The following is a 20,508-nucleotide window of genomic DNA, read 5'->3' on the forward strand; positions in this document are numbered from 1 at the left end:
TCTCCGGAGGAACCCGCCGCAGGATGAAGCTCAAGGAATTTGCCGAACACATAGGGCTTTCGCCGACCACCGTCAGCCGGGCGCTCGGCGGCTACCCGGAGGTGAACGCGGAGACCCGCGCACGCGTCATCGAGGAGGCCGCCCGGCTCGGTTATCGCCCCAACATCAACGCCGTCCGGCTCGCCACGGGCAGGGTGGGCGCGATCGGCGTGGTAATGAGCAAGACCGGCGAATACCAGTTCACCGAATTCATGAGCGGGATTGCGGAACGGCTGAGCGACGAAGATATCGACATTCTCGTGACCCCGATGGCCGAACAGGACCTGCAGAGCGAGTTGCAGGTCTTCCGACGGCTTGCCGAAAGCCGGCGCGTCGATGCGGTGATCGTCCACGCGCCACGGCCGAAGGACGAGCGCATCGCCCTCTTGCACAAGATGCAGATGCCCTTCATCGTGCATGGCCGGTCGGAAACGACCGTGCCGCACGCCTGGCTCGACATCGACAACGAGGGTGCGGTGCGCCGGGCGACTGAGCATCTGCTCGACCTCGGGCACCGGCGGATCGCCATGATCAACGGCCGCGAGGGCCTCACCTTTACCCTCCACCGCGACGCCGGCTACCGCAAGGCGCTCGAGGCGCGGGGAATCGCCCTCGATCCCAGGCTCGTGTCGCACGGCATCTTCACGGACGAGGTGGGCTTCCGTTTCGCCCGTTCCGCCCTCGAGCAGACGCCGCGCCCGACCGCTTTCGTGGCTGGCTCGATGATGACGGCGCTCGGCGTTTACCGCGCGGCGCGGTCGCTGAACCTGAAGGTCGGCGAGGACATCTCCGTCATCGCCCATGACGACGTCTTTCCCTATCTGACCGCCGACAACATGTCGCCGTCGCTTTCGACCACCCGCTCGTCGATCCGGGCGGCGGGCACACGGGTCGCCGATCTTCTGCTCCAGGTGCTCGGCGGGCGCGACCCGACCGACATCCACGAGCTCTGGCCGGTCGAGCTCATCCTGCGGGAATCGACCCGGCCGAGGACCGCGTGATGGACATCGTCGTCGTCGGCCACGTGAACCACGATCACATCTGGCGGATCACCGAGCCGCTGCGACCCGGCGGCCGCATCAGCTTCAGCGAACGCAGCCTGCGCCTCGGGGCGGCGGCTACTATACCGGGCGGCGTCTGATCGAGTTCGGCCACCGGGTGACGCTGGTCGCCTCGCTGGCAGGCGACGCGCATGGGCTCGACGCATTACGGGAGCTCTCATCGCTCGGCTTCGTCACCGATCACGTGACGCTGACGGAGGGTAGGACGGAGTTCGCCGAGATCCTCCTCGATCCGGCGGGTGAACGCACGATTCTCGGGAGCATCCACAAGGCCACACGCGCGGTCGAACTCTCCGCACCGGTCTCGGGAGACGCTTTCTACGTCAACGGCACGCAATTGCCGGAGGCGCTGGTCACGGCACTCGCGCGGGCGCCGCTGGTCGTATCGCAGTTTCCGCTGCGCTCGGTGACGCCGCGTCCCGCCGACGTCCTCGTCGGCTCGATTGCCGATTTTCCCGGCGAGCGCCTCGACGCGGTCTGGGAGCGGGCACAGGAGATTGCCGGTAACCGTCTGAACTGTCTTCTTCTGACGGACGGTCCGAACAGCATCACCATTCACGACCGGCGCCAGACGACCAAGGTCCATCTCGCCGATGCCGTCAGAACCGGAGACACCATCGGCGCAGGCGACAGTTTCAGCGGGGCGCTCCTGCATTATCTGCTGCTCGGGCGCTCGACGCGTGACGCCGCCGCCGAAGCCGCCGAAGCGACTGCCGAATGGTTGCGGCGGCGTGACGCAGTGCGCGCAGAAAGTGCCGGAATTGCAGGCGTCGAGTCCTGATGGGCGATGCAGGGACCTCTTCGCGGCTGCATGTGATTGATCGCGGTCAAAGCAACGACTCGCCTTTGCCTCCACGACGGTTCCCGCGAACCGGAGGACAAGATGAGCATCTACGATCTCTACTGGACGAAGCCCGTCGAAATCAGAATGCAGTGCGGGCTGACGCGAAGTTTCCGCCATCCCTATGACGCGCTCGACTTCCTCGAGTCCGAATGGCCCACACGGCATGGCGCGGCCTACCGCCGTGCCGTCCTCTGGTGCGGCCAGTCGCTCGAGACGGAGCAGCTGGCGGGTCTCGCCCGATGCTCCTTCATGACCGCGGCCCGTGAGGCCGGAATGCTCGTTCCCGGCGCGCGAATACACGGACACTGCGGTACTGCGGCAGTCACTTTCGCGAGCGGCCCGGGCACCAGGCAGCGGGTGCGGCAGTAGCCCCGACAAACCTCACGCGACGCCGGGGCCCGGGCCATCGTCCGGTCCCCCTCCGTTCTGGTTGGCGGGCGAGAAGACACGCTCGGAAAGGCCGGTTGGCGCGAGACGCAAGGCGAGCGCTGGGGACGGCCGGAGCTTCTTTGCGGGTTCCCGGGTGGCAGCCGGCCGGAAGTGCAGCCTTTCCAGCATGATCCAGTCATGTCCACCATCCGGGCGGTCGAAACCCATGACTTCACCTTCCCGAAGCCCGAGCAGTGCTAGCCCGTACAAAGTCGTGACCGGCAGGAATGCGCTGCCGGGTGCATAGGTGCCGGCGAGGCAGAGCGTGCGCGTGCCGGCAAATCCGTTCGCCGCGCGAAACGACACGCGAGAGTCGATTGTCGCCAGGCCTGCCGGTATCGGCGCCCCCTCCGGCAGGCAGCGCGTGGCAAGCTTGCGGCGAAGTAGCGCCAGCCATTCCTTCTCTGCCGGAGGCCGGTCCTGCAGCAGCTTTTCCAGAACATAGCGATCTCGCATTGCGAGCATCCCGGGATTCTGTCCCATCGTGATTCTCCATCCTGCCCGTGCTTTCCTCCGGGCCTTCAAATTTCCATGGTGGAGAAGCCCCCTGGCCGCACGAGGCACAGGGGGTCACGATCCTGCGATGAGGCAACCTCCAGTGTGTCCGGACTGTGCGAAGGACAGGAATTTCACGGCGTCTGATCCGTCACGAGGAGCGGCTTATGCCCGCCGCGCCATTTTGAACGGCGAGGACAGTCAGGCGCCGCGTCCGGCCATCGCGGGCCGTCCACTCGATAGTCTGTCCGGCAGAAAGCCCGAGAAGAGCGGCCCCGACTGGCGTCAGGACGGAGATGCGCTGGCGTGAGATATCGGCGTCGGCCGGGAACACAAGCTCGGCCTTCTGTGGCGGCTCACCGTCGATCTGGAAGTCCGTAACCGAGCCGATGTGGACGACGCCCGGCACCATCTTCGAATCATCGACGACGCGCGCGCGATCGAGCTCGGCTGCAAGCTGCCCGGCGGCATGCGGGTCGCGCTCTTCGAGCATGTCCGCAAGTTTCGACAGGCGCTCGTGTTCACTGCGGGAAATGACAATGGCCGGCAGGCGACCGCTCTTGGTGTTGACAGTCATGGGATCCTCACGAGGACAGCGGTCCGCGAGCCGAACGACACACGCAGAACCGGGAAAAGGGATTTCGTGGATGATGTCGCGCTTCGGTATAGCGCGGTTCCCGTCAGGAGAGGGTACCGCAATCGCCCCACGGCCGGGGCGCGACGCGACCGGGCCGGGGGTCAGTATCCTGCGAGAGGAAACAGCCGTTTCAGAAATCGGGCGAGGTCGTTCGTTGCCATGATGGCTTTATGATGGGGAGCGTCCCTCGGGAAGTCAAGGCGCGGGCCGTGCAAAGGGGTCTGCCGGGCAGCGACATGCGTCAGCGATATCCAACGCACATGACGTAGTCCTTCAGCAGGTCTTCCTCATACTCGACCGAGGCGAGACGGGCCTCGAGAACATCGCGCGCAGAAAGAACGCCGATCGGCCTTCGTTGCCGGTCCACCACCGGAATATTGTGCAGCCCTCGTTCCGTCATGAGCCTCCAGACGTCGTCGAGACGGTCCTCGATACGGCAGGAGATCACCGTACCAGTCATGACATCGCTGCATGCCGTGACGCAGGAACATCCATGGCAGTGGCGGATCTGACGGACGATGTCGGTTCGAGTCACGACACCGATCATCAAGCCTTCGGAATTGTGCACGACGACCATCCGACGTGTCGGTTCGAAGAGCAATTCCGCGACCTTGGTCAGCGGCTCGAAGGCCGCAATGGCAACGAGACGATCCCGCGCCCTGTGCAGGAGCTGTTCCACGCGCTGGATGCCGAGCCCTTTGCTTGATCCTGCCCGGTCATCATCGTGCCGGCCGTTGCTCGGGAGCGCCAGCGACAGGTCTCTACTGGTCGTCTCCTCGATGCGGTGCGTGTTTTCCATCGGTCACCTCCAGTTTCTGTCCAACAGGTTTCATTGACCGCGAGGGACGAGACAGTCCTCGCCTGTCCACAAGGTCGACGGTTGCGCGTTGCCAAGGCCCGCCATGCCATCGCTTGCGACCGGCTCGTTCGCCACAAGGTCGGCGCCTCGAAAATCTCACCTTGTAAAAGATATACACAATCTATATCTTTTACAAGGTAGAGGCATCGGATCAGGAGTTGAACATGATGCACACTATGGAAAGAGCTTCCATCGAGAGGTTCGCGGGGCCGCGAGCTGACGCTCCGTCGAACGCGGAGGAATGGCCACGCTCACGCGACGAACTTCTCGAAATCATCTGCTGCCCAGCCACGGGTGACGTATCCTGCGAATGCGTGACCAGCCTCGTCGCCGCAATCGACATCTTCGAAAGAGGCCGTTCGCCTCGAAGGAGGGTTGTATGACTTCCGCCACAAACCAGTTCCATATAGGATTGAATGGACTTACGACGTGCGTCGGACCCGTTGAGGACCGGGAATGGGCCTATCACGAGTCGCTCGTGAAGGCTGATTACGAACGTTGCCATCCTGGCGAAACCTTCGGCGATCTCAAGCACCGGGCACGCTTTTCGAAAGAAGACTTGGGTCTGCTCCGGGAGTGGATGGCGATCGCGGCATCGAGAGCCGCAGAGCGCGACAAGCGCCAGGCCGCCACCCCTCCACCAAAGGTGGCTTGAGGCCATCTCGGGTAGGGTACTCCCGCCGCCTTGGTGAACACATGAGAGGGCCGTCGGCTCAGGCAACGCGCTCTCGCAACCTCGGACGATCACATGCGACTGACGACCTTCTCCGACTATGCCTTGCGCGCGCTGATGTACGCTGCCGCGCACAAAGACCGGCTGATCACGATCGAAGAGACCGCCGAGTTCTACAACATATCGCGTGGTCACTTGATGAAGGTGGTGAACATCCTGACCCGAGCAGGGTTCATTCGTGGTGTCCGCGGACGCGCCGGGGGATTTATGCTCGCACGACCACCGGAGGAAATCGACCTTGGCGCCGTCGTACGCGCGACCGAACCGGATTTTGCACTTGTCGAGTGCTTTGGCCGCGACAACAAATGCGTCATCAGTCGCGATTGTCGTTTGCCCAATGTCCTGAATGAAGCGCTTTCTGCCTTCGTCAGTGTCTTCGATCGCTACACGCTCGCGGATTTGCCCCTTGCAGTTCGTGATTTTTCGCCACGTGACGATATCAGCCAGGTGATCCGAGGCCCGAAGATAGAGTAGAATTCAGATCAGACACAACGGAACGAGAGGTGACAGTCATGGCGAAGCACCACGCAGCATCCGGCGAGATTATTGATCTGGCGCCGCTGACCTCCGAATTGAAGGCCGCTCGTACAAGGGCCATCGTCAAGACAGATGCCTTCGAAGCCGTACGTCTCGTCGCCCACGCCGGCGCGGACATCAAGGCCCACAAGGTAGACGGCCCGATCACGCTCCATTGCCTGGAAGGTCGAGTGCAGGTCAACGTTCCCGGCAAGTCATTGGAGCTGTTCGCAGCCAATTGGATCTATCTCGAGGGCGGCGTTCCTCACTCGATCAAGGCGATCGAGGATTCGTCGCTGCTCTTGACGATCGTCTTTGCGGCAAAGGCGAACGAGACAGCGCCTGTCGGAAAGCATCTGCCCGCAACTGGACGGGAACACCAGACCGAAGAGGAGCTGGACATGCTGCTTGAAGAAGGATTGGAGGAGACTTTCCCCGCCAGTGACCCGGTCGCCGTAAGCAACCCCTTGGGACACGTTGGAAGCACCGACCACAACGCTCCCGAAGACAAGACGTCTCAAGGGGCAGCGACCCGTGATCGCAGGACATGAGGAGCCTCGAGAGATCCGGCAAGATCGCGAGGCAGAATTCGAATTCCCCGCGAGAACGCGGTTTCCACGATCCGGAGACATAGGATGGACTTTCCCGACTTCTTTGCTGATGCCCCCACTCTTTCCTTGCGCGATCCCCTGGCAGTCTTCCTCGGCGCATCGAAGCTCGGGGTGATAACCTACACCTATGCCGACGCGGTGAAACTTGCAGGACATTCCTGCCCGACGGTCGCGTCTGCCTATCTGATGGTATGGCGTGGGCTCAAGCATCTCTACGGGGATGACATGCCGGAGCGCGGCGGCCTGGAAGTCCACCTGCGCGACCCGCGCGATCAAGGCACCACCGGTGTTATCGCCTCTGTGGCAACGCTCCTTACCGGTGCTGCGCCAGAAACCGGGTTCGGTGGCATCGGCCCCGCCCGGCTGTTTGGGCGCCGCGACCTCCTGCATTTCGACGCACCAATCGCAACCCTCATGGCCTTGCGACGGCGCGACAACGGGCGTGGCGTGCTGCTCGATGTCGATACATCGGTTGTGCCGCCGGACCGCGAGATGCAGGAGCTGCTCCCGCGCATATTGGCGGAGCAGGCCGAAGACGTCGAACGGGCACAATTTGCCGAACTATGGCAGTCCCGGGTCGAGAGAATGTTGATCCAGCATGCCGAAGACCCTGCACTTGTCCGGGTCAGGGAGTGGAAAGCTGCAGCGTGAGCGGCGATCCACAGGTCCTCGGATCGACCGCGACGTACATTAGCTAGTACTTTCGGGCGACTTCTGCGACCTCGGTAAAAGGTGTAGATTTCTCCATTGTGGCCGAACGCGGCCAGCCAGCATGGGTGGGTCCAGTAACCGCGAAGAGCGGTTTGGGAGGGCACCATGATCGAGTGGAGAATTGACGCTCTGGCGTTCAGCAGTTGCAACTGTGCGTACAATTGCCCCTGCCAGTTCGAACTGCGTCCCACCCACGGCGACTGCCGCGGATTCGAGGTGGGCCGGATCGAGCGCGGGCACTTCGGTGACGTCATTCTCGACGGACTTCATTGGGCGATCCTCTACGAATGGCCGGGAGCCATCTTCGAGGGAAACGGGACGATGCAGGCCGTCGTCGAGGAGCGCGCCGACGAGAGGCAGCGCCGGGCGCTGGAGACGGTGCTCCACGGCGGAGAGACCCGTGAGGCCGTGACCCACTGGTGGGTCTTCCGTGCAATGTCGAACAAGATCCACGAGACAACCTTCAAGCCGATCGAATTCGAAGCCGATCTCGACGCCAGAACCGCACGGGTCGCGATCGCCGGGATGCTGGAGTCGGTCGCGCGGCCGATCATCAGCCCCGCGACGGGGGAGCCGCATCGCATTCGCATCGATCTCCCGGCGGGCATAGAGTTCGCCGTTGCGGAAATCGCCAGCGCATCGACGAAGGCGTCCGATCCGATCCTGCTGGATCTGGAGGACACGTATGGCCAGTTCAACGCCATACACCATACCGGCAGGGGCGTGGTCCGGCAGTACATGTAAATCGAGAAAGGGAGGAGACAATGACCGAGACGAAATGGGCGATCAAAGGTCGCGAATTCATCCACTGCAACTGTGATTACGGCTGTCCGTGCCAGTTCAATTCTCGTCCCACCAAAGGCGGCTGTGACGCTGTCGGCTTTGTCGATATCGAAGAGGGATATCACGGGGATACGAAGCTCGGCGGACTGACCATCGGCATCATTGCTTCCTGGCCCGGCGCCATTCACGAGGGCAGGGGGCAGGTGGTGCCGATCGTCGACGAGCGCGCATCGCCCGAACAGCGTGAATCGCTGTTGCGCATCATGAGCGGTCTCGACACGGAGCCCGGCGCCACCTTTTTCCAGGTCTTTTCGGCGACTTTCGAAAAGGTCCACGAACCGGTCTTCGCGAAGATCGATTTCGAGATCGACGTCGACGGTCGCACCGCAAAAGTAGCCGTTCCGGGCTGGGTCGAGGCGCGCGGAGAGCCGATCCGCAACCCTGTCACAGGTGATGCGCATCGTGCGCGGATCAACCTGCCGCAAGGCTTCGAGTACGATGTCTGCGAAGTCGGGCGAGGCTGGGGTGATACACAGGGACCGCTGGTGCTTTCGCTGAAGGACTCGCACGCGCACTTCTCGCGGTTGAACATGACCGAAAGCGGTGTCGTCCATTGAACACGGCGACGGATACACCGCTCGAAGCCGTGCTGCGGCGCGATGGACTGATCATCGTGACGTCCATCGCCGCCCTCACCGTGCTCGCATGGGCCTATATCCTGCGGCTCGCCGCGGGCATGACCATGGGCGGCATGGACATGATGGGCTATCGGATGATCTCGAACGGCTTCGAAATGGCGATGGCGCCCGCGCAGCAGGCTTGGACGGCCGGCGATTTCGTCATGATGTTCGTCATGTGGGCGGTGATGATGATCGGCATGATGGTGCCGTCGGCGGCGCCGATGATCCTGATCTACGCACGCTCGGGCAGGATGGCCGCCGCGTCCGCCAAGCCCTTTGCGGCGACCGGCTGGTTTGCGAGCGGATACCTGGCTGTGTGGAGCGGGTTTGCTCTCGTTGCGACGACGGCCCAATGGGCGCTTGAACGGCTGGCGCTGCTCAGTCCGGAGATGGCGAGCACGAACAACGTTCTGGGGGCGTGATCCTGGTCGCCGCCGGGCTTTACCAGTGGCTGCCACTGAAGCAGGCCTGCCTTTCACAATGCCAGTCTCCGGTGCTGTTCATTCAACGCCTCGGCGGCTTTCGCCGTGGTGCGGTCGGAGCTTTCAGGATGGGCGCCACGCACGGCGCCTATTGCCTCGGCTGCTGCTGGGCGCTGATGGCTCTCCTCTTCGTTGGCGGCGTGATGAATCTCGTTTGGATCGCCGCACTTGCCGTCTTCGCCCTCGCGGAAAAGCTCATGCCGGCGGGGCGCCTGCTCTCGCGGGTGGCGGGGATCGGCCTGCTGGCGGCAGGCCTGCGCCTGCTCGTCATGTGAGCTGGCGATCCATTTCTCGCGTTCGTTGGCGCTCAGCGCGCGTGAGGCCGATTGCCTGCCATCGCCAGCGGCACGGCGGTTCCGTGCCACCATCGCCCGAGCAAGTGGTCCAGCGAAACGACGCCCGCGCCGCGGATGATGATCACCAGCAGGCAGACCGCCCATGTTCCGTGCGTCGGCCAGGCGCCCGGATAGACGAAGATCTGGATGACCGCCGTCATCGCGAGGAGCGCGAGCGCCGAGAGCCGGCTCAAGAAGCCGACCACCAGCAGCAAAGGAAAGAAATGCTCCGCCGCCGCCGCGAGATGGGCGGCGAGCCAGGGGTCGATCAGCGGCAGCCGGTATTCGTTCTCGAAGAGATAGACGGCGCTGTCGGTGACCATCCAGCCGTCGACCTTGGTCTGACCCGATTGCCAGAAGACCGCAGCGATCGAGACCCGGGCGAGGAGGGCAAGGAACGAGTGGGGGATCATCTCGGCGATCGAGACCGCCCGCGTATGGAGCGCGACGGCAGATGCGACGAATGTCATGGCAATTCCTCCGGGGCCTCTATGGCCGTGAAAAGACCGGCTTCCAGAATGCCGGCGAGATTGGCGGAAAGATCGAAGTCATCGGTTGCCCCCAGTGCCTGGGCTGCCGCTTCGCCGAGCGGGGCGCCGTCGGCAAGGCTCTGCAGGAAGACGGCGCCGCCGTGCGGCAATCGCCGGACTTCGACGAGCATTTCCGGCCGGACGACGACGGCATCCTCGCCACGCCAGACGGTGATCGGCGCAGGTTTGGCCTCTCCCGCGTTCATCGTCCAGATGGTGACGACTGGATGGGGCGAGCGCAGGATCGCGAGCGACGGGTGAGGCCGGAAACGCAATGACACCAGCCTTTCCGGCGGGACTGCGGCCAGTGTTGCTGGATCGAGAGGCTCGGCATTCGCCGCGTGATAGGCGCGGGAGCGGGCAATCTCCAGCCGCGCGACATCGGCGAGATAAGGCAGCGACGCCGCGGGTTCGAAATCTTCGATGAAGGCCGGCAGATCATCGCCGTAGGCGAGCAGCAGCGGGCTCAGGGGCGGATGGGCGACGATGAACGCGCGTGCCATGGCGGCGAAGAAGTCCGCGCCGACGAGCTTTTCCACAACCGGGAAACGGCTCTGCAGGGCCGCCGTCAGTCCGACCATGACATTGTTGCGGTAGACGCCGAAGCGCCGGTCCGGCGCGCCGTTCCACGCCGTCAGCCCCTCGGGAGGGGAGGGGTCGGCCGAGACCAGCGCGGTCGAGAAGATGGCTTGTGACGTCATGGCAACCTCACGACGCTCTGGCGAGTACGGCGCGATCGAGGATGCGCCCTGCCGCTTCCGCCTCGCGGCGTAGGGTCACCCAGTCGGGCACGTCATTGTCCCATTCGATGAGGGTTGCGACCGGTCCGGTGCGGGCGATCGTCCGCGCGTAGAGAGCCCAGACCGGATCGTGGACCGGCGTGTCGTGGCTGTCGATCAACAGCGGGGCGCCATGGTCATCCACGGTCGCGGAATGGCCGCTCAGATGAATCTCACGCACATGGGCGAGCGGAAAGCGGTCGAGGTAGTCGCGAGCGTCGAGATTGTGGTTGGTCGCGGCGACGAAGACGTTGTTGATGTCGAGCAGGAGACCGCAACCCGTGCGGCGGACCACTTCGGCGAGGAATGCCGTCTCCTCGATCGTGCTCTCCTCGAACAGGAGATAGGTCGCCGGGTTTTCGAGCAGCATCTGGCGCCCGAGTGCTTCCTGGACCTGCGAGACGTGTTCGGCGACAATTGCGAGCGTCGCGTCCGTGTAGGGGAGGGGAAGGAGATCGTTGTAGAAATTCTCGCCATGGCCCGACCAGGCGAGATGTTCGGAGAAACTCTCCGGCTCGTAGCGGTCGCAGAGCGCCCTGAGTCGCGCGAGGTGATCGCGGTCGAGCGGTTGCATCGCACCGATCGACAGGCCCACACCATGGATCGACAGGGCGTAATCGGCCCTGAGCTTCGCAAGGCGGGCATGCGGCGGCCCGCCGTCGCCCATGTAGTTCTCGGCATGGACCTCAAAGAAGCCCAGAGGCTGCGGGGCGGCGTCGATGTCGTGAAAGTGCTCCGGCTTGAAGCCGACGCCGGGTTGGGGCGGCAGTCGTGAGGCTCGCATCGGTCAGTCTCCTTTTGTGGCGACGGTACCCGTCCCTCGCCGGTGCCTTCGTGCATGACGGCGAGGGACAGGGAGGCTCGGCTCAGACGGGTGCAGGGCCCTGGATCAGCGTGCCGTGACCATTGGGCGTCTTCATCGCCTCGCAGGTTCCGGCAGGCACGAGCTTCCAGGCGTTCTGCTGGTAGTCGACCTTGGACGTGCCGGCACAGGTGGTTCCCGGACCGGCCGCACAGTCGTTCTGGCCCTTGAGGGCGACGCCGTAGCATTTCTCCTTCGCGTCGGCGGCAAATGCCGGAGCCGCCACGGCGGTGGTGATGGCGGCGGCGACGGAGGCTGCGAGAAGCGTGGGGGTGAGCAGTTTCATTTCGGATCGTCCTTGTTGGTGCGTATTCTGACTTACCGACGGCCGATCAGGCCGGGGTGACCGAACCCATGCCGTCAGGCGTCTTGATTGTCGTGCAGGTGCCGGCCGGCACGAGCTTGAAGGACGCCTTGTCGTAGTCGATCGTCTGGTGGCCGGCGCAATCGTGCTTGCCGGCGGCGCAGTCGTTCTGGCCCTTGAGCGCAATGCCGTAGCACTTTTCCGTGTTCTCGGCGGCGAAGGCCGGTACGGAAATCGATGCGAGGGCCGAAGCAATGGCGCCGGTCAGTGCAAGTGTTGCGATAGACTTCTTCATGGTTCTGTCTCCTTTGAGTGTGCTGGCCGAGGGTCGGCTACGAAAGGGACTACGGAACCGTCCGTCGCTTTGTTACAGGTGCCGAGATTTTTTTGTTGTCCGGGCGTATTTTTCGCAGATGCACGAGAAATTGACCGGAGGGAGAGGAAATTTGACGAATTTTTTCTTTCTGCCTGTAATAAAGGCGCGGGCCGGTGCGTAGGGGAATGAGAAGGCTTGTCAGCGAGAGCGCGAGAAGAGCAATGGGCGGAGTGGATGCGGGCGGCGATCGCGGGCGACAGCCGCGCCTACCAGTCATTCCTGACGGGCGTCACCCCGCATCTGCGGGGGTTGGCGCTCAACGGATGCGACCGGTTCGGCGCTCCGAAAGGCGACGCGGAGGACGTGGTGCAGGAAGTGCTGCTCGCCGTTCACCTGAAGCGCGGAACATGGGACCCGGACCGGCCGATCGGTCCGTGGCTTTCGGCGATCGTCCGCAACAAGCTGATCGACGCCATGAGGCGGCGGGGCAGGCGAACGAATGTGCCGATCGAGGACGTGATGGACACTCTGACGGCCGAGGAGACCGCCGACGGGACGACCGATCTCGGCGATGCGGAACGCCTGATCGCGCGGTTGCGGCCGCCGCAGGACGAGATCGTCCGGCTGTCGCTCCAGGGGAAGGATGCCCGCGAGATGGCGGGCAAGCTCGACATGTCGGAAGGGGCCGTGCGTGTCGCCCTGCACCGGGCGCTCAAGACACTGGCGAAGTTATACCGGAGTGATGTCGATGAAAACGAGTGAGTTGATTTCCCTGATCGCAGCCGACGCGCCGAGCGTCCGGCCGCTCGGCCGCGCCGTGGGGTTGGCCGTCGCCGCGGGGATATGCGTCTCGCTTCTGCTGATGCTCGCAACGATCGGTCTCCGCGACGATATTGCAACCGCGATCGAGAGCGCGCGGGTCGCCTTCAAGATCGGCATGACCTTTCTGCTCGCTGTCCTTTCGACCGTGCTCGTCTTCCGCGTCGGACGGCCGGGCGCATCGCTCGGCGTGCAGTTGTCGGCGTTGCTTCTGCCCCTGCTGCTGCTCGCAGGCGCCGTCGGCGCCGAGCTCTACGTTTCCCCGGCGAGCACCTGGGGCCGGAAACTGATCGGTGAGAACGCCGCCTTCTGCCTCTTCTTCATCCCGGTGCTTTCTGCCGCTCCGATGGTCGGCCTGATGGCCGCACTCAAGCGGGGCGCGCCCGACAATCCGACCTTCGCAGGCGCTGCGGCAGGTCTCGCCTCCGGCTCGATCGCAGCGGCGATCTATGCTTGGCACTGCCCGGACGACAGCCCGCTCTTCGGCGCGACGTGGTACATGCTGGCAATCGCGATCGTTATCCTTGCAGGCGCACTTCTCGGCCGGCGGCTGCTGCGCTGGTAGGACGGAAACCGTATCGGTCAATTCGCAAGCAGGAAGCCGTCGGGGAGCCTTTCTAGCACATCCTTCGACACAGGACGGCTGAACAGCCCGTTGTACGTGGGCGTCATCGAGTACACGGCCCGCGGAGGACCGCATTCATGTCCGGCGACCGGAACGGGAGATGAAGGCTTCTCGGGCGAATACCGATCGAGGCCGGCCACGGCCCGGGAACACCATTCCTGCACCTGTCGTTGATGTCGACAAGCTCCGCGGGGATGGTTCGATGTTCAAGTTCGTCAGCGATATCGGGAAGGACGCCGTCGCCGGATGGTGGTCCGATCGTGCCTTGAGCCTCGGTGCGGCAATCGCTTACTATACGGCGTTCTCGCTCGCACCCATGCTGTTGCTGGTCATCGCCGTGGCCGGGCTCGTTTTCGGGCGAGACGCGGCCCAGGTCGCCGTGGTTGGCGAACTGGCCAAATTGATCGGACACGACGGCGCGGCGCTGGTCGAGCGGATGATCGCCAGCGCCAGCGATATAGGATCCGGAATCATCGGCACGCTGGTCGGTCTGGGCTCTTTTCTCGTCATCGCCACCGGAGCGCTGGTCGAGATCCAGAGTGCGCTCAACATCATCTGGAAGGCGGAGCAGCCTTCGACGATGGACGGGCTGCTGGGCTTTGCCAAGAGCCGGCTTCTGAGCTTTGCGCTGATTGCCAGCATTGGATTTCTGCTCCTCGTGTCACTGATGCTAGACGCCGGTCTTGCCGCCGCGTCCAACTACATGCTCGGCGCCTTTCCGGGCGCGCGGCTCTTGTGGCTCGTCGTCAATTCTGCACTCGGCCTCGCTTTTTCCGTGCTGTTCTTCGCCCTTGTCTTCGCGATCCTGCCGAGTGTCCGGCCGACCTGGACGGAGATTGTCGCCGGTGCGTTGCTCAGCGGCGTCCTTTTCACGTTCGGCAAGTTCGTCATCGGCATGGTGATTGCACGCAGTGGTGCGACATCCGCCTACGGCGCTTCCGCCAGCATCATGACGATCATGCTGTGGGTCTACTATTCCTCCCAGATCCTGCTTTTTGGCGCCGAATTCGGCCGTGCGTGCGGGCGATGGACGGCGGCGGACAGCACCTAAGCGGAACTTCCTCCGCCGCGAACGGTTGCACTGTCGACGCGCGTTCGCCGGCCCGACGGGTGACTTCACCATGGACCGCTTCCGATGCGGCATGCCGGCGGCGCCATCCGAGGATCTCGTGACGAGAGGAGATGAACGACATGAATGACCGAATGCCGCCCGCCTCGCCTTCGGAAGAGGCCGACCAGACCCAGCTGATGTTCGCGCGCGAAGAGGGCAACGCCTACCTCAAGTCGCTCCGCCACATGGTCTCGGATGTCGCCGACAACGGCAACATGCAGCATTGCGGCGACGTCCTCATCGGCTTCGCTCAGGAGAAGGCCGAAGGGCTCTATCGGCTTCGGGACGAGCAACTTGTCTGGGAAGAACCGGCCGAAGACGAGAACTGCCACTTCGAGGTGACGGTGATCGATGCGGCGGATCACCGCTTCATCCCCTGCCTCGATGTGACCCTGACCGTGATCGATGCCGACGGCAATGAAATCGGAAGCGAGACCATGCCATTCCTCTGGCACCCGGGCCTCTATCACTATGGTCGCAACTGGGCGCTACCGGGCGACGGCAAATACGATCTCAGGATCGATGTCGCCGCGCCCGACTTCCCCCGTCACGACCAGGTGAACGGGCGTCGCTACGCCAAGCCGGTACAGGCATATTTCCGCGGCGTCGAGATCAGGACGGGGCGCAGCTGATGCCTGGCCGGATTTCCGGAGAGGCCAGATGAGTCCGACCTGGCTTCATCTCCTGGCGACGGCCTCGCTGGCGCTCGGTTTCGTGTGCGCAGCCATCATTCTCGCCGATATCGTGGGTGACCCGCAGCACATGTGGATCATGAACGTGGTCTGGCCGATTACTGCCCTCTTCGCAGGCCTGTTCGCACTGGCGGGCTACCGCACCTACGGCAAGCTCGCAACCGAGAGACGGGTAACGCAGGCCAAGCGGCAGGGCGAGGAGATGCCGAGCAAGCGGTGGCAGCGGCTGCACGCTCGGCGACATTCTCGCCGAATGGCTGGCTGTTTCCGGGGCGTAGCCGCACTGATCCGATCTCGTCGCGACAACCGCATCGCGCGGCTCAGGAAGCTGCCGATGTTGCCGGCATCCACAAGCGCGTCAGCCCCCACATCTTGAGGCACAGCTTTGCCACCCATCTTGTGGAGGATGGTACCGACATCCGCGTCATTCAGGTTCTGCTCGGACACACCGTTGCATTGGGCGGACATGTCGAGGCCTGTAAGGATTGCGGAGAGTGGCGTCGAGATCGCGCGCGCGTCATCAAGGCATCACTTGGGCTCTTCCCGGCGGTCAAATCACCTCGTCCCATATGACGATCTGCACGGTCGCGCGTGGGCGCACATGCAGCGACCAAACAAGCACCGGTCAATCTTAGGGAGCGCTAAATGAATGTTTGCGGGTTTTTGCAATCTCTAGTATGAGGATGACATCCTTGTACCTCGGCAGCCCTTTCGCATGGAGGATGACGAAAGCGACTTGCCGAGCAGACTGAATGCCTTTGAGGAGGCGCGACTCCACCACCGACGATAACACGCAGGGAGGTAGGCATGGCGTTGACTTTAGAGGTTGTCGGCAAAGGGTTTCGGCTGAAAAGCGCTGACAACAAGCGGGAATTTGACGTGTCGCCGGCACAGGCAAAGGCCTGGCAAGAGATCCTCGATCGGCGCGCCCGCGAACAGGGACTCAAGAATTCCAAGGAATTGCTGGAGAACGTGAAGGTCGCCGTTCCGGAGGCGGGCGACTCGCAGTTCAAGATCGGCAAGGACAACAAGCTGAGCGACGCCGACACAATGCTGATGATCGGCGGCAATGTCCAGTTCTCCAATCCTGACCTCATCAATGCCTATCATCAGGGAAGCCTTCATCCGGACTTCGTGCTCGTCCCAACCATGAAGCCGGCAGGCGCACCCGCGGCGATCGATGCGCTCAAGGCGCCAGCGTCGACAGCAGACCATCGCAAGGCCGCGGTGAAAACTTATCTCGGCCAGCATTCCGGCAACGTCGAAGAACGCACGAACGCCGCCGTCTCACTGATGGACTCGCGCGCCGATTTCGGTTCGCCCGACATGCAGGAGGTTCGTCTGAAAGAGATCATGGACGTCCTCGTGGAGCCCTATGAAGACGAGGCGACGCGCAGAAGCATCGTCGGCGCGCTCAAGCAGCATTCGTGGTCATCGCACGACGGCCAGGGTCTCGACGGCCAAAAGGTCGCCGCGCTGATCAGCGGGCATGCCCGCACCGCCTACGGCATTCATTAGGGCCGGTTCCTCAATTCTGACACTCACGAAGGGCGGCGTCGCCGCCTCTCGCTTTGCATTCCGCGGCAATCTTGCCGGCTTAAAATCTCGAAAGACGGAGCAGGGAGTAGCTGATGTCATTGGTCAATTTCTTCGCACGCAACCGTTCCGAACGCTCGGACACGACCAAGCCGTTCGAGCAGGTCATCGACCAGTCGAAGAAGAACAGCAAGAAGAACGAACCGCCGCCGGCCCTGCCTTGGAACGGGGGGCCATCTGGTATTGTCGAGAAGCAGGTGGAACCGGGACTCTGGCCCTTCCGCATCTACGAAAAGGCTGGCGTCGACCCCAAGGACAACAAGGCGCTCAACGAGCAGCTGGCAGCGACGCCCGAGCTCGACCGGAAGCCCTTCGGCAACAGGCCGTCTGCAGCAGCGGAAGCAGACAAGGCACTCGAGAACGGGGACGCCGTCTTCGTCCTGAGCCCCGAACGGCTCGATCTTCTCGAAAAGCAGCGAACGGCGCTCGCCACGGCCAATGACAAGACGAAGACCGAGAGTGAACGTGACAAGGCCAAGGACGATCTCGTCGTGGCCATCGCCAAGGAGGTCGATCTCGCTTCGGAAAGCCTCGGTACGCCGAAGTTCGGTGTCGACAAGAATGGCGACAAGAAGCTTGATGCCGGCGAGGTGAGCGATCTCGTCCGCCCCATCGCCGAACGGGCACCGGACGACCCCGTCTTCATGGATGCGCTCAATCAGGTGCGTGACATGAAGGAGAAGGAATGGATGGCGGACGGCAGGACCGACGACCAGCTCGGGCGCATCGCCAGCCTCGGCGACAAGAAGGATTACGAAGGGGTCACCAGGGAAACCAAGAAGCAACTGGTCGACATCGCGCTCGCCGCCGGTAGCGAGGAGGGTGCGCAGATCACCGCACTGACGAACCGCGCGTCGATCTATGCCGGCTACACGGCCGGAGATCCGGAAAAGTACGGCGATGCCCTGAAGGCAGGGATCGAGGACGCCCTGAAGGAAGTGCGGGTCGACCGCCACGTTCGCGATCTCGAGGCGGCTTACGGAGAGGGAGGCGTCGAGGGCGCCGAGAAGTTCCTTGCCAAGCTGAAGGAGCAGACCGACCCGGCTCACGCGCTTCCGAGCTTCGACACGTCCGGCAAGGCGAGCGGGGATATCAAGAAACTGCTCGACCAGTCGACTGGTGCACTGATCGCATCGGATCCCCGGGTCCGCAAGATGGTCGATCAGTCGATCGACGACATTGGCGCCTCCGGAAGCAAGGGAGACACCAAGGCAAAGATCAAGGCGATACAGGATCTCGGGGTCGCTTCGCAGAACATTCTCTACGGCGACGGCAAGAAGGCCGGGCCGGGCAAGGAGTTTGTCGACCACGTCGCCAATCGCCTCGTCGAAAAGATGAACACAGAGCTGCCGGGGCTGAATGTCCTGTCGCACCAGCGGATATTCAGCATCCTGAGCAGCGAGGATGTGAAGGGTGGCGGCACGGCGCTGCTGACCGCGATGGCGGCTCGCACGGCGGAGCTCGGCAGCCAGAAGCGTGAGGAACTTAAGGCCGAGGGCGAGCTCGGTTACAATGCCTATCTGGCGCAAAACTCCGACGCCCAGTGGGCTGTCCGCCGCAGCATCGAGAATTTCGGCAATGTCTCGAAGGCGCAGGACGAGAAGATCACCACACTCTACAACGAACTCTACCATGGCCTTTCCGGCTGGAACGGCACCAAGCTCGACGATCCGGTCTCGAGCGCCACGCAGCTCGCCCGCGACATGGAGGCGATCGACAACCTAAGCCCCGAAAACAAGCAGAAATCCCAGGATCTCGTGAAGGAAGGGCAGAACCGCCAGCGACTCTGGGAACAGCAGGAGAGCATCGATCTCGCCCTGAGGATTTACGAGGATCCCCTCGGCAAGGTCGACGGCCTCAAGACGGAAGCCCCGATTCCCTCGCTGTTCGGCACCGGCATCATGATGACGAAGTCGAAGTCGATCAGCGAAGCAATGAAGGGTCTGCCGGATATGCCGAAGACCGAGGGGCCGGATCCCTACGCCAATGTCGAGAAGGGCACCAACCCGAATGCGACCGGTACGATCTGGGTCCAGCGCTCGGCGCGCGCACTGGCAACCTTCGCCGTCACCGAAAGCCTCAAGGGCCGCGTCGGGGACATCCAGAAGGCGCTTGCAGAAAACCGCGTCCAGTCCGCTTTCCTGAACGGCGGGGCCGGACTGAGCAGGGCAGAGGTCGACGCCGTTGTGAAGTGCATCGAAGGGATCGCCGACCAGAGAAATCCGGAACTCAACAAGTTCGTGAAGGACGTGACCGAAAAGATCGGCGAGGCACGCCTAAAGGATATCGTGGCCGGACGGGTGCAGCCGACGGATGCCGAGAGAACCCAGATACAGCAGATGAAGCGGCTCAAAGTCGGTACGAACGCAATCGGACGGCTCTCCGGCGGCGGAAGCGCGATCCTCTTCGGTCGCAACCTCGATGCGCTCGGCACGACCGGCGACGACATGGTCTACTACGTGCCGCACACGATCATGATGATGTCGGCGGCCAAGACCGCGCTGAGACCGTTGCCGGCCGACGTGCTCATCGACGGGCCGAAGAGGCCGACGACCACGGAAGCAAAGATCGATGCGCTCAAGGAGCGCGTCAGCGCCAGCAGCAGCCTCTCAGCAAGCGAAAAGAAGCTCTGGAGCGGAGCCCTGAATTCGGGGCACTTCCTCCGCGGCGGCGGCATCGATGCCCTCTATGTCGGCGCAGACCTCAGCAATGCCATCATGCAGGGCACCGGCTGGATCGTCGGAGACAAGGCTGACGGGGTAAAAGCGACCGGATACAGTATCGCAACCGTCAGTGACGCGATGTTCGCGGCCGCGGGCGGGGCCGGTGCGCTGGAGGCGAAAATGGCGAACAATGGCCTGGTTCGCCTGATGAGCCGGCTGGGTCCGCTGAAGGTGTCGGGTGTCGCGGCGGTCCTGCAGGTTGCCGGCGCCGGCATCGTCCAGGGACGGAGTGCCTACAACGCCGCCCACACCTACGACAAGGCCGATGCAGACGCCATCCAGGTTATGTTCGGAGTCAAGGATCGCAAGGTCGCCGAAGCACTGGCAGAGCACAACGACCTCCTCGACGAAGGCGTCATGGGCATCCTGCAAACGGTATTCCCCGGAGACGAGCATCTGATGGGGGGTGACAAGGGGACCCGCAGCGCCGACGCTGTTCTGACGGGCACCTACGGAGCCGAGGGCTATACGCGGGCGCGCCTCGGCCAGGTCTTCAACCGCATGACGCCGGACCAGGCGACCGAATTGTCCGAGACCATTCGCGACATGACGGCGGACAAGGACGGAAAGGTCCCGAAAACCCAAGAGGATCTGAAATATCTCAAGCTCCCCGAAGACCCCGCAAAGGTTGATCTGACCAAATATCCGACGGTCAAGTACAACGCCGAGCAGAAGCGCTACGAGGATTCGGAGACGACGATGTACTGGGACGGTAACCAGTGGTGGATGCCGCAGAAGAAGGTCTCCGCCGACGAGGCGATGCTGCCGAGCGATGATCCCCTGTGGTACCGTCCCTCAGACGGGACGCTGATGCATGAAAACGCCTACGCCTCCTACGTCCAGCCGCGCAGCACCGAAGGGTTGAAGGCCTGGCTGAGACGAAGGGGTTATCTGGAATAGGTTCGATCCGATGCGCCCGTCGGCCTGCCGACGGGC

Annotated in this window: 24 protein-coding genes and 2 pseudogenes; 18 read left to right on the forward strand and 8 right to left on the reverse strand. The window is 63.2% G+C overall.

Going from position 1 to position 20,508, the window contains the following annotated elements; genetic code table 11:
* Positions 1-23: 23 nt before the first annotated feature.
* From H4I97_RS23435 to H4I97_RS23450, 4 genes are all read left to right on the forward strand, one after another.
* Positions 24-1,040, forward strand: a complete 1,017-nt coding sequence (locus H4I97_RS23435; protein WP_182308090.1) for a substrate-binding domain-containing protein — start codon at positions 24-26, stop codon at positions 1,038-1,040.
* Complete coding sequence (locus H4I97_RS23440) at positions 1,040-1,180, forward strand: hypothetical protein (RefSeq protein WP_182308091.1); 141 nt, start codon at positions 1,040-1,042, stop codon at positions 1,178-1,180. Before H4I97_RS23435 ends, H4I97_RS23440 begins: the two co-directional genes overlap by 1 nt.
* A gap of 17 nt (positions 1,181-1,197) precedes the next feature.
* Positions 1,198-1,881 (forward strand): PfkB family carbohydrate kinase, encoded by a 684-nt coding sequence (locus tag H4I97_RS23445; protein ID WP_182308092.1) that lies wholly within the window; start codon positions 1,198-1,200, stop codon positions 1,879-1,881.
* A gap of 102 nt (positions 1,882-1,983) precedes the next feature.
* Entirely contained in the window at positions 1,984-2,313 is a 330-nt protein-coding gene (locus H4I97_RS23450) for a DUF982 domain-containing protein (protein ID WP_182308093.1), read from the forward strand.
* 12 nt (positions 2,314-2,325) lie between these two features.
* Here the strand turns inward: H4I97_RS23450 and H4I97_RS23455 are convergent, their stop codons facing one another.
* The 3 genes from H4I97_RS23455 to H4I97_RS23465 form a co-directional block, all read right to left on the reverse strand.
* Positions 2,326-2,856: a GreA/GreB family elongation factor gene (locus tag H4I97_RS23455; protein WP_182308094.1), complete on the reverse strand. Its 531-nt coding sequence runs from the start codon at positions 2,854-2,856 to the stop codon at positions 2,326-2,328.
* A gap of 163 nt (positions 2,857-3,019) precedes the next feature.
* Positions 3,020-3,445, reverse strand: coding sequence for a nucleoside diphosphate kinase regulator (rnk, locus tag H4I97_RS23460; RefSeq protein WP_182308095.1), 426 nt, complete (start codon positions 3,443-3,445; stop codon positions 3,020-3,022).
* 301 nt (positions 3,446-3,746) lie between these two features.
* Positions 3,747-4,304: a CBS domain-containing protein gene (locus H4I97_RS23465; protein WP_182308096.1), complete on the reverse strand. Its 558-nt coding sequence runs from the start codon at positions 4,302-4,304 to the stop codon at positions 3,747-3,749.
* Positions 4,305-4,743: 439 nt separating this feature from the next.
* Between H4I97_RS23465 and H4I97_RS23470 the strand changes: the two genes are divergently transcribed.
* From H4I97_RS23470 to H4I97_RS23500, 7 genes and pseudogenes are all read left to right on the forward strand, one after another.
* Positions 4,744-5,019 (forward strand): hypothetical protein, encoded by a 276-nt coding sequence (locus H4I97_RS23470; protein ID WP_244658843.1) that lies wholly within the window; start codon positions 4,744-4,746, stop codon positions 5,017-5,019.
* A 93-nt stretch (positions 5,020-5,112) separates the two neighbouring features.
* On the forward strand, positions 5,113-5,571 hold the full coding sequence (locus H4I97_RS23475) for an RrF2 family transcriptional regulator (protein ID WP_182308097.1): 459 nt from the start codon (positions 5,113-5,115) through the stop codon (positions 5,569-5,571).
* Positions 5,572-5,609: 38 nt separating this feature from the next.
* On the forward strand, positions 5,610-6,164 hold the full coding sequence (locus tag H4I97_RS24710) for a cupin domain-containing protein (protein ID WP_244658844.1): 555 nt from the start codon (positions 5,610-5,612) through the stop codon (positions 6,162-6,164).
* A gap of 84 nt (positions 6,165-6,248) precedes the next feature.
* The gene (locus tag H4I97_RS23485) at positions 6,249-6,875 is read left to right on the forward strand and encodes a hypothetical protein (RefSeq protein WP_182308098.1); all 627 of its coding nucleotides are present in this window, start codon (positions 6,249-6,251) and stop codon (positions 6,873-6,875) included.
* A gap of 165 nt (positions 6,876-7,040) precedes the next feature.
* Positions 7,041-7,679: a DUF1326 domain-containing protein gene (locus tag H4I97_RS23490; RefSeq protein ID WP_182308099.1), complete on the forward strand. Its 639-nt coding sequence runs from the start codon at positions 7,041-7,043 to the stop codon at positions 7,677-7,679.
* A gap of 20 nt (positions 7,680-7,699) precedes the next feature.
* A complete protein-coding gene (locus tag H4I97_RS23495; protein WP_182308100.1) occupies positions 7,700-8,335 on the forward strand; it encodes a DUF1326 domain-containing protein in 636 nt (211 codons plus the stop codon).
* A pseudogene (locus H4I97_RS23500) lies at positions 8,332-9,155 on the forward strand (DUF2182 domain-containing protein). The gene H4I97_RS23495 and the pseudogene H4I97_RS23500 overlap by 4 nt, the downstream one beginning before the upstream one ends.
* A gap of 32 nt (positions 9,156-9,187) precedes the next feature.
* Here H4I97_RS23500 and H4I97_RS23505 read toward each other — a convergent pair.
* From H4I97_RS23505 to H4I97_RS23525, 5 genes are all read right to left on the reverse strand, one after another.
* Positions 9,188-9,685 carry a DoxX family protein gene (locus H4I97_RS23505; protein ID WP_182308101.1) on the reverse strand — a complete coding sequence of 166 codons (498 nt, stop codon included), beginning with the start codon at positions 9,683-9,685 and terminating at the stop codon, positions 9,188-9,190.
* Positions 9,682-10,446, reverse strand: coding sequence for an HvfC/BufC N-terminal domain-containing protein (locus H4I97_RS23510; protein ID WP_182308103.1), 765 nt, complete (start codon positions 10,444-10,446; stop codon positions 9,682-9,684). Before H4I97_RS23510 ends, H4I97_RS23505 begins: the two co-directional genes overlap by 4 nt.
* Positions 10,447-10,453: 7 nt before the next feature.
* Positions 10,454-11,308, reverse strand: a complete 855-nt coding sequence (gene bufB, locus H4I97_RS23515; RefSeq protein ID WP_182308104.1) for an MNIO family bufferin maturase — start codon at positions 11,306-11,308, stop codon at positions 10,454-10,456.
* A gap of 82 nt (positions 11,309-11,390) precedes the next feature.
* Entirely contained in the window at positions 11,391-11,672 is a 282-nt protein-coding gene (locus H4I97_RS23520; protein WP_182308105.1) for a BufA1 family periplasmic bufferin-type metallophore, read from the reverse strand.
* A gap of 46 nt (positions 11,673-11,718) precedes the next feature.
* Positions 11,719-11,985: a BufA1 family periplasmic bufferin-type metallophore gene (locus H4I97_RS23525; protein ID WP_182308106.1), complete on the reverse strand. Its 267-nt coding sequence runs from the start codon at positions 11,983-11,985 to the stop codon at positions 11,719-11,721.
* 216 nt (positions 11,986-12,201) lie between these two features.
* Between H4I97_RS23525 and H4I97_RS23530 the strand changes: the two genes are divergently transcribed.
* From H4I97_RS23530 to H4I97_RS23560, 7 genes and pseudogenes are all read left to right on the forward strand, one after another.
* The gene (locus H4I97_RS23530) at positions 12,202-12,768 is read left to right on the forward strand and encodes a sigma-70 family RNA polymerase sigma factor (protein ID WP_182308107.1); all 567 of its coding nucleotides are present in this window, start codon (positions 12,202-12,204) and stop codon (positions 12,766-12,768) included.
* Positions 12,755-13,390 (forward strand): NrsF family protein, encoded by a 636-nt coding sequence (locus H4I97_RS23535; protein ID WP_182308108.1) that lies wholly within the window; start codon positions 12,755-12,757, stop codon positions 13,388-13,390. The genes H4I97_RS23530 and H4I97_RS23535 overlap by 14 nt, the downstream gene beginning before the upstream one ends.
* 262 nt (positions 13,391-13,652) lie before the next feature.
* Positions 13,653-14,501 carry a YihY/virulence factor BrkB family protein gene (locus H4I97_RS23540; RefSeq protein WP_182308109.1) on the forward strand — a complete coding sequence of 283 codons (849 nt, stop codon included), beginning with the start codon at positions 13,653-13,655 and terminating at the stop codon, positions 14,499-14,501.
* Positions 14,502-14,641: 140 nt separating this feature from the next.
* The gene (locus H4I97_RS23545) at positions 14,642-15,193 is read left to right on the forward strand and encodes an iron transporter (protein ID WP_182308110.1); all 552 of its coding nucleotides are present in this window, start codon (positions 14,642-14,644) and stop codon (positions 15,191-15,193) included.
* Between the two features lie 309 nt (positions 15,194-15,502).
* Positions 15,503-15,700: pseudogene (locus tag H4I97_RS23550) on the forward strand (tyrosine-type recombinase/integrase); the annotation flags it as partial.
* A gap of 360 nt (positions 15,701-16,060) precedes the next feature.
* Positions 16,061-16,771 carry a hypothetical protein gene (locus H4I97_RS23555; protein WP_182308111.1) on the forward strand — a complete coding sequence of 237 codons (711 nt, stop codon included), beginning with the start codon at positions 16,061-16,063 and terminating at the stop codon, positions 16,769-16,771.
* Positions 16,772-16,884: 113 nt separating this feature from the next.
* The gene (locus tag H4I97_RS23560; RefSeq protein WP_182308112.1) at positions 16,885-20,472 is read left to right on the forward strand and encodes a hypothetical protein; all 3,588 of its coding nucleotides are present in this window, start codon (positions 16,885-16,887) and stop codon (positions 20,470-20,472) included.
* Positions 20,473-20,508: the final 36 nt, after the last annotated feature.

This window comes from Ciceribacter thiooxidans (assembly GCF_014126615.1).
Lineage (GTDB): Bacteria > Pseudomonadota > Alphaproteobacteria > Rhizobiales > Rhizobiaceae > Allorhizobium > Allorhizobium thiooxidans.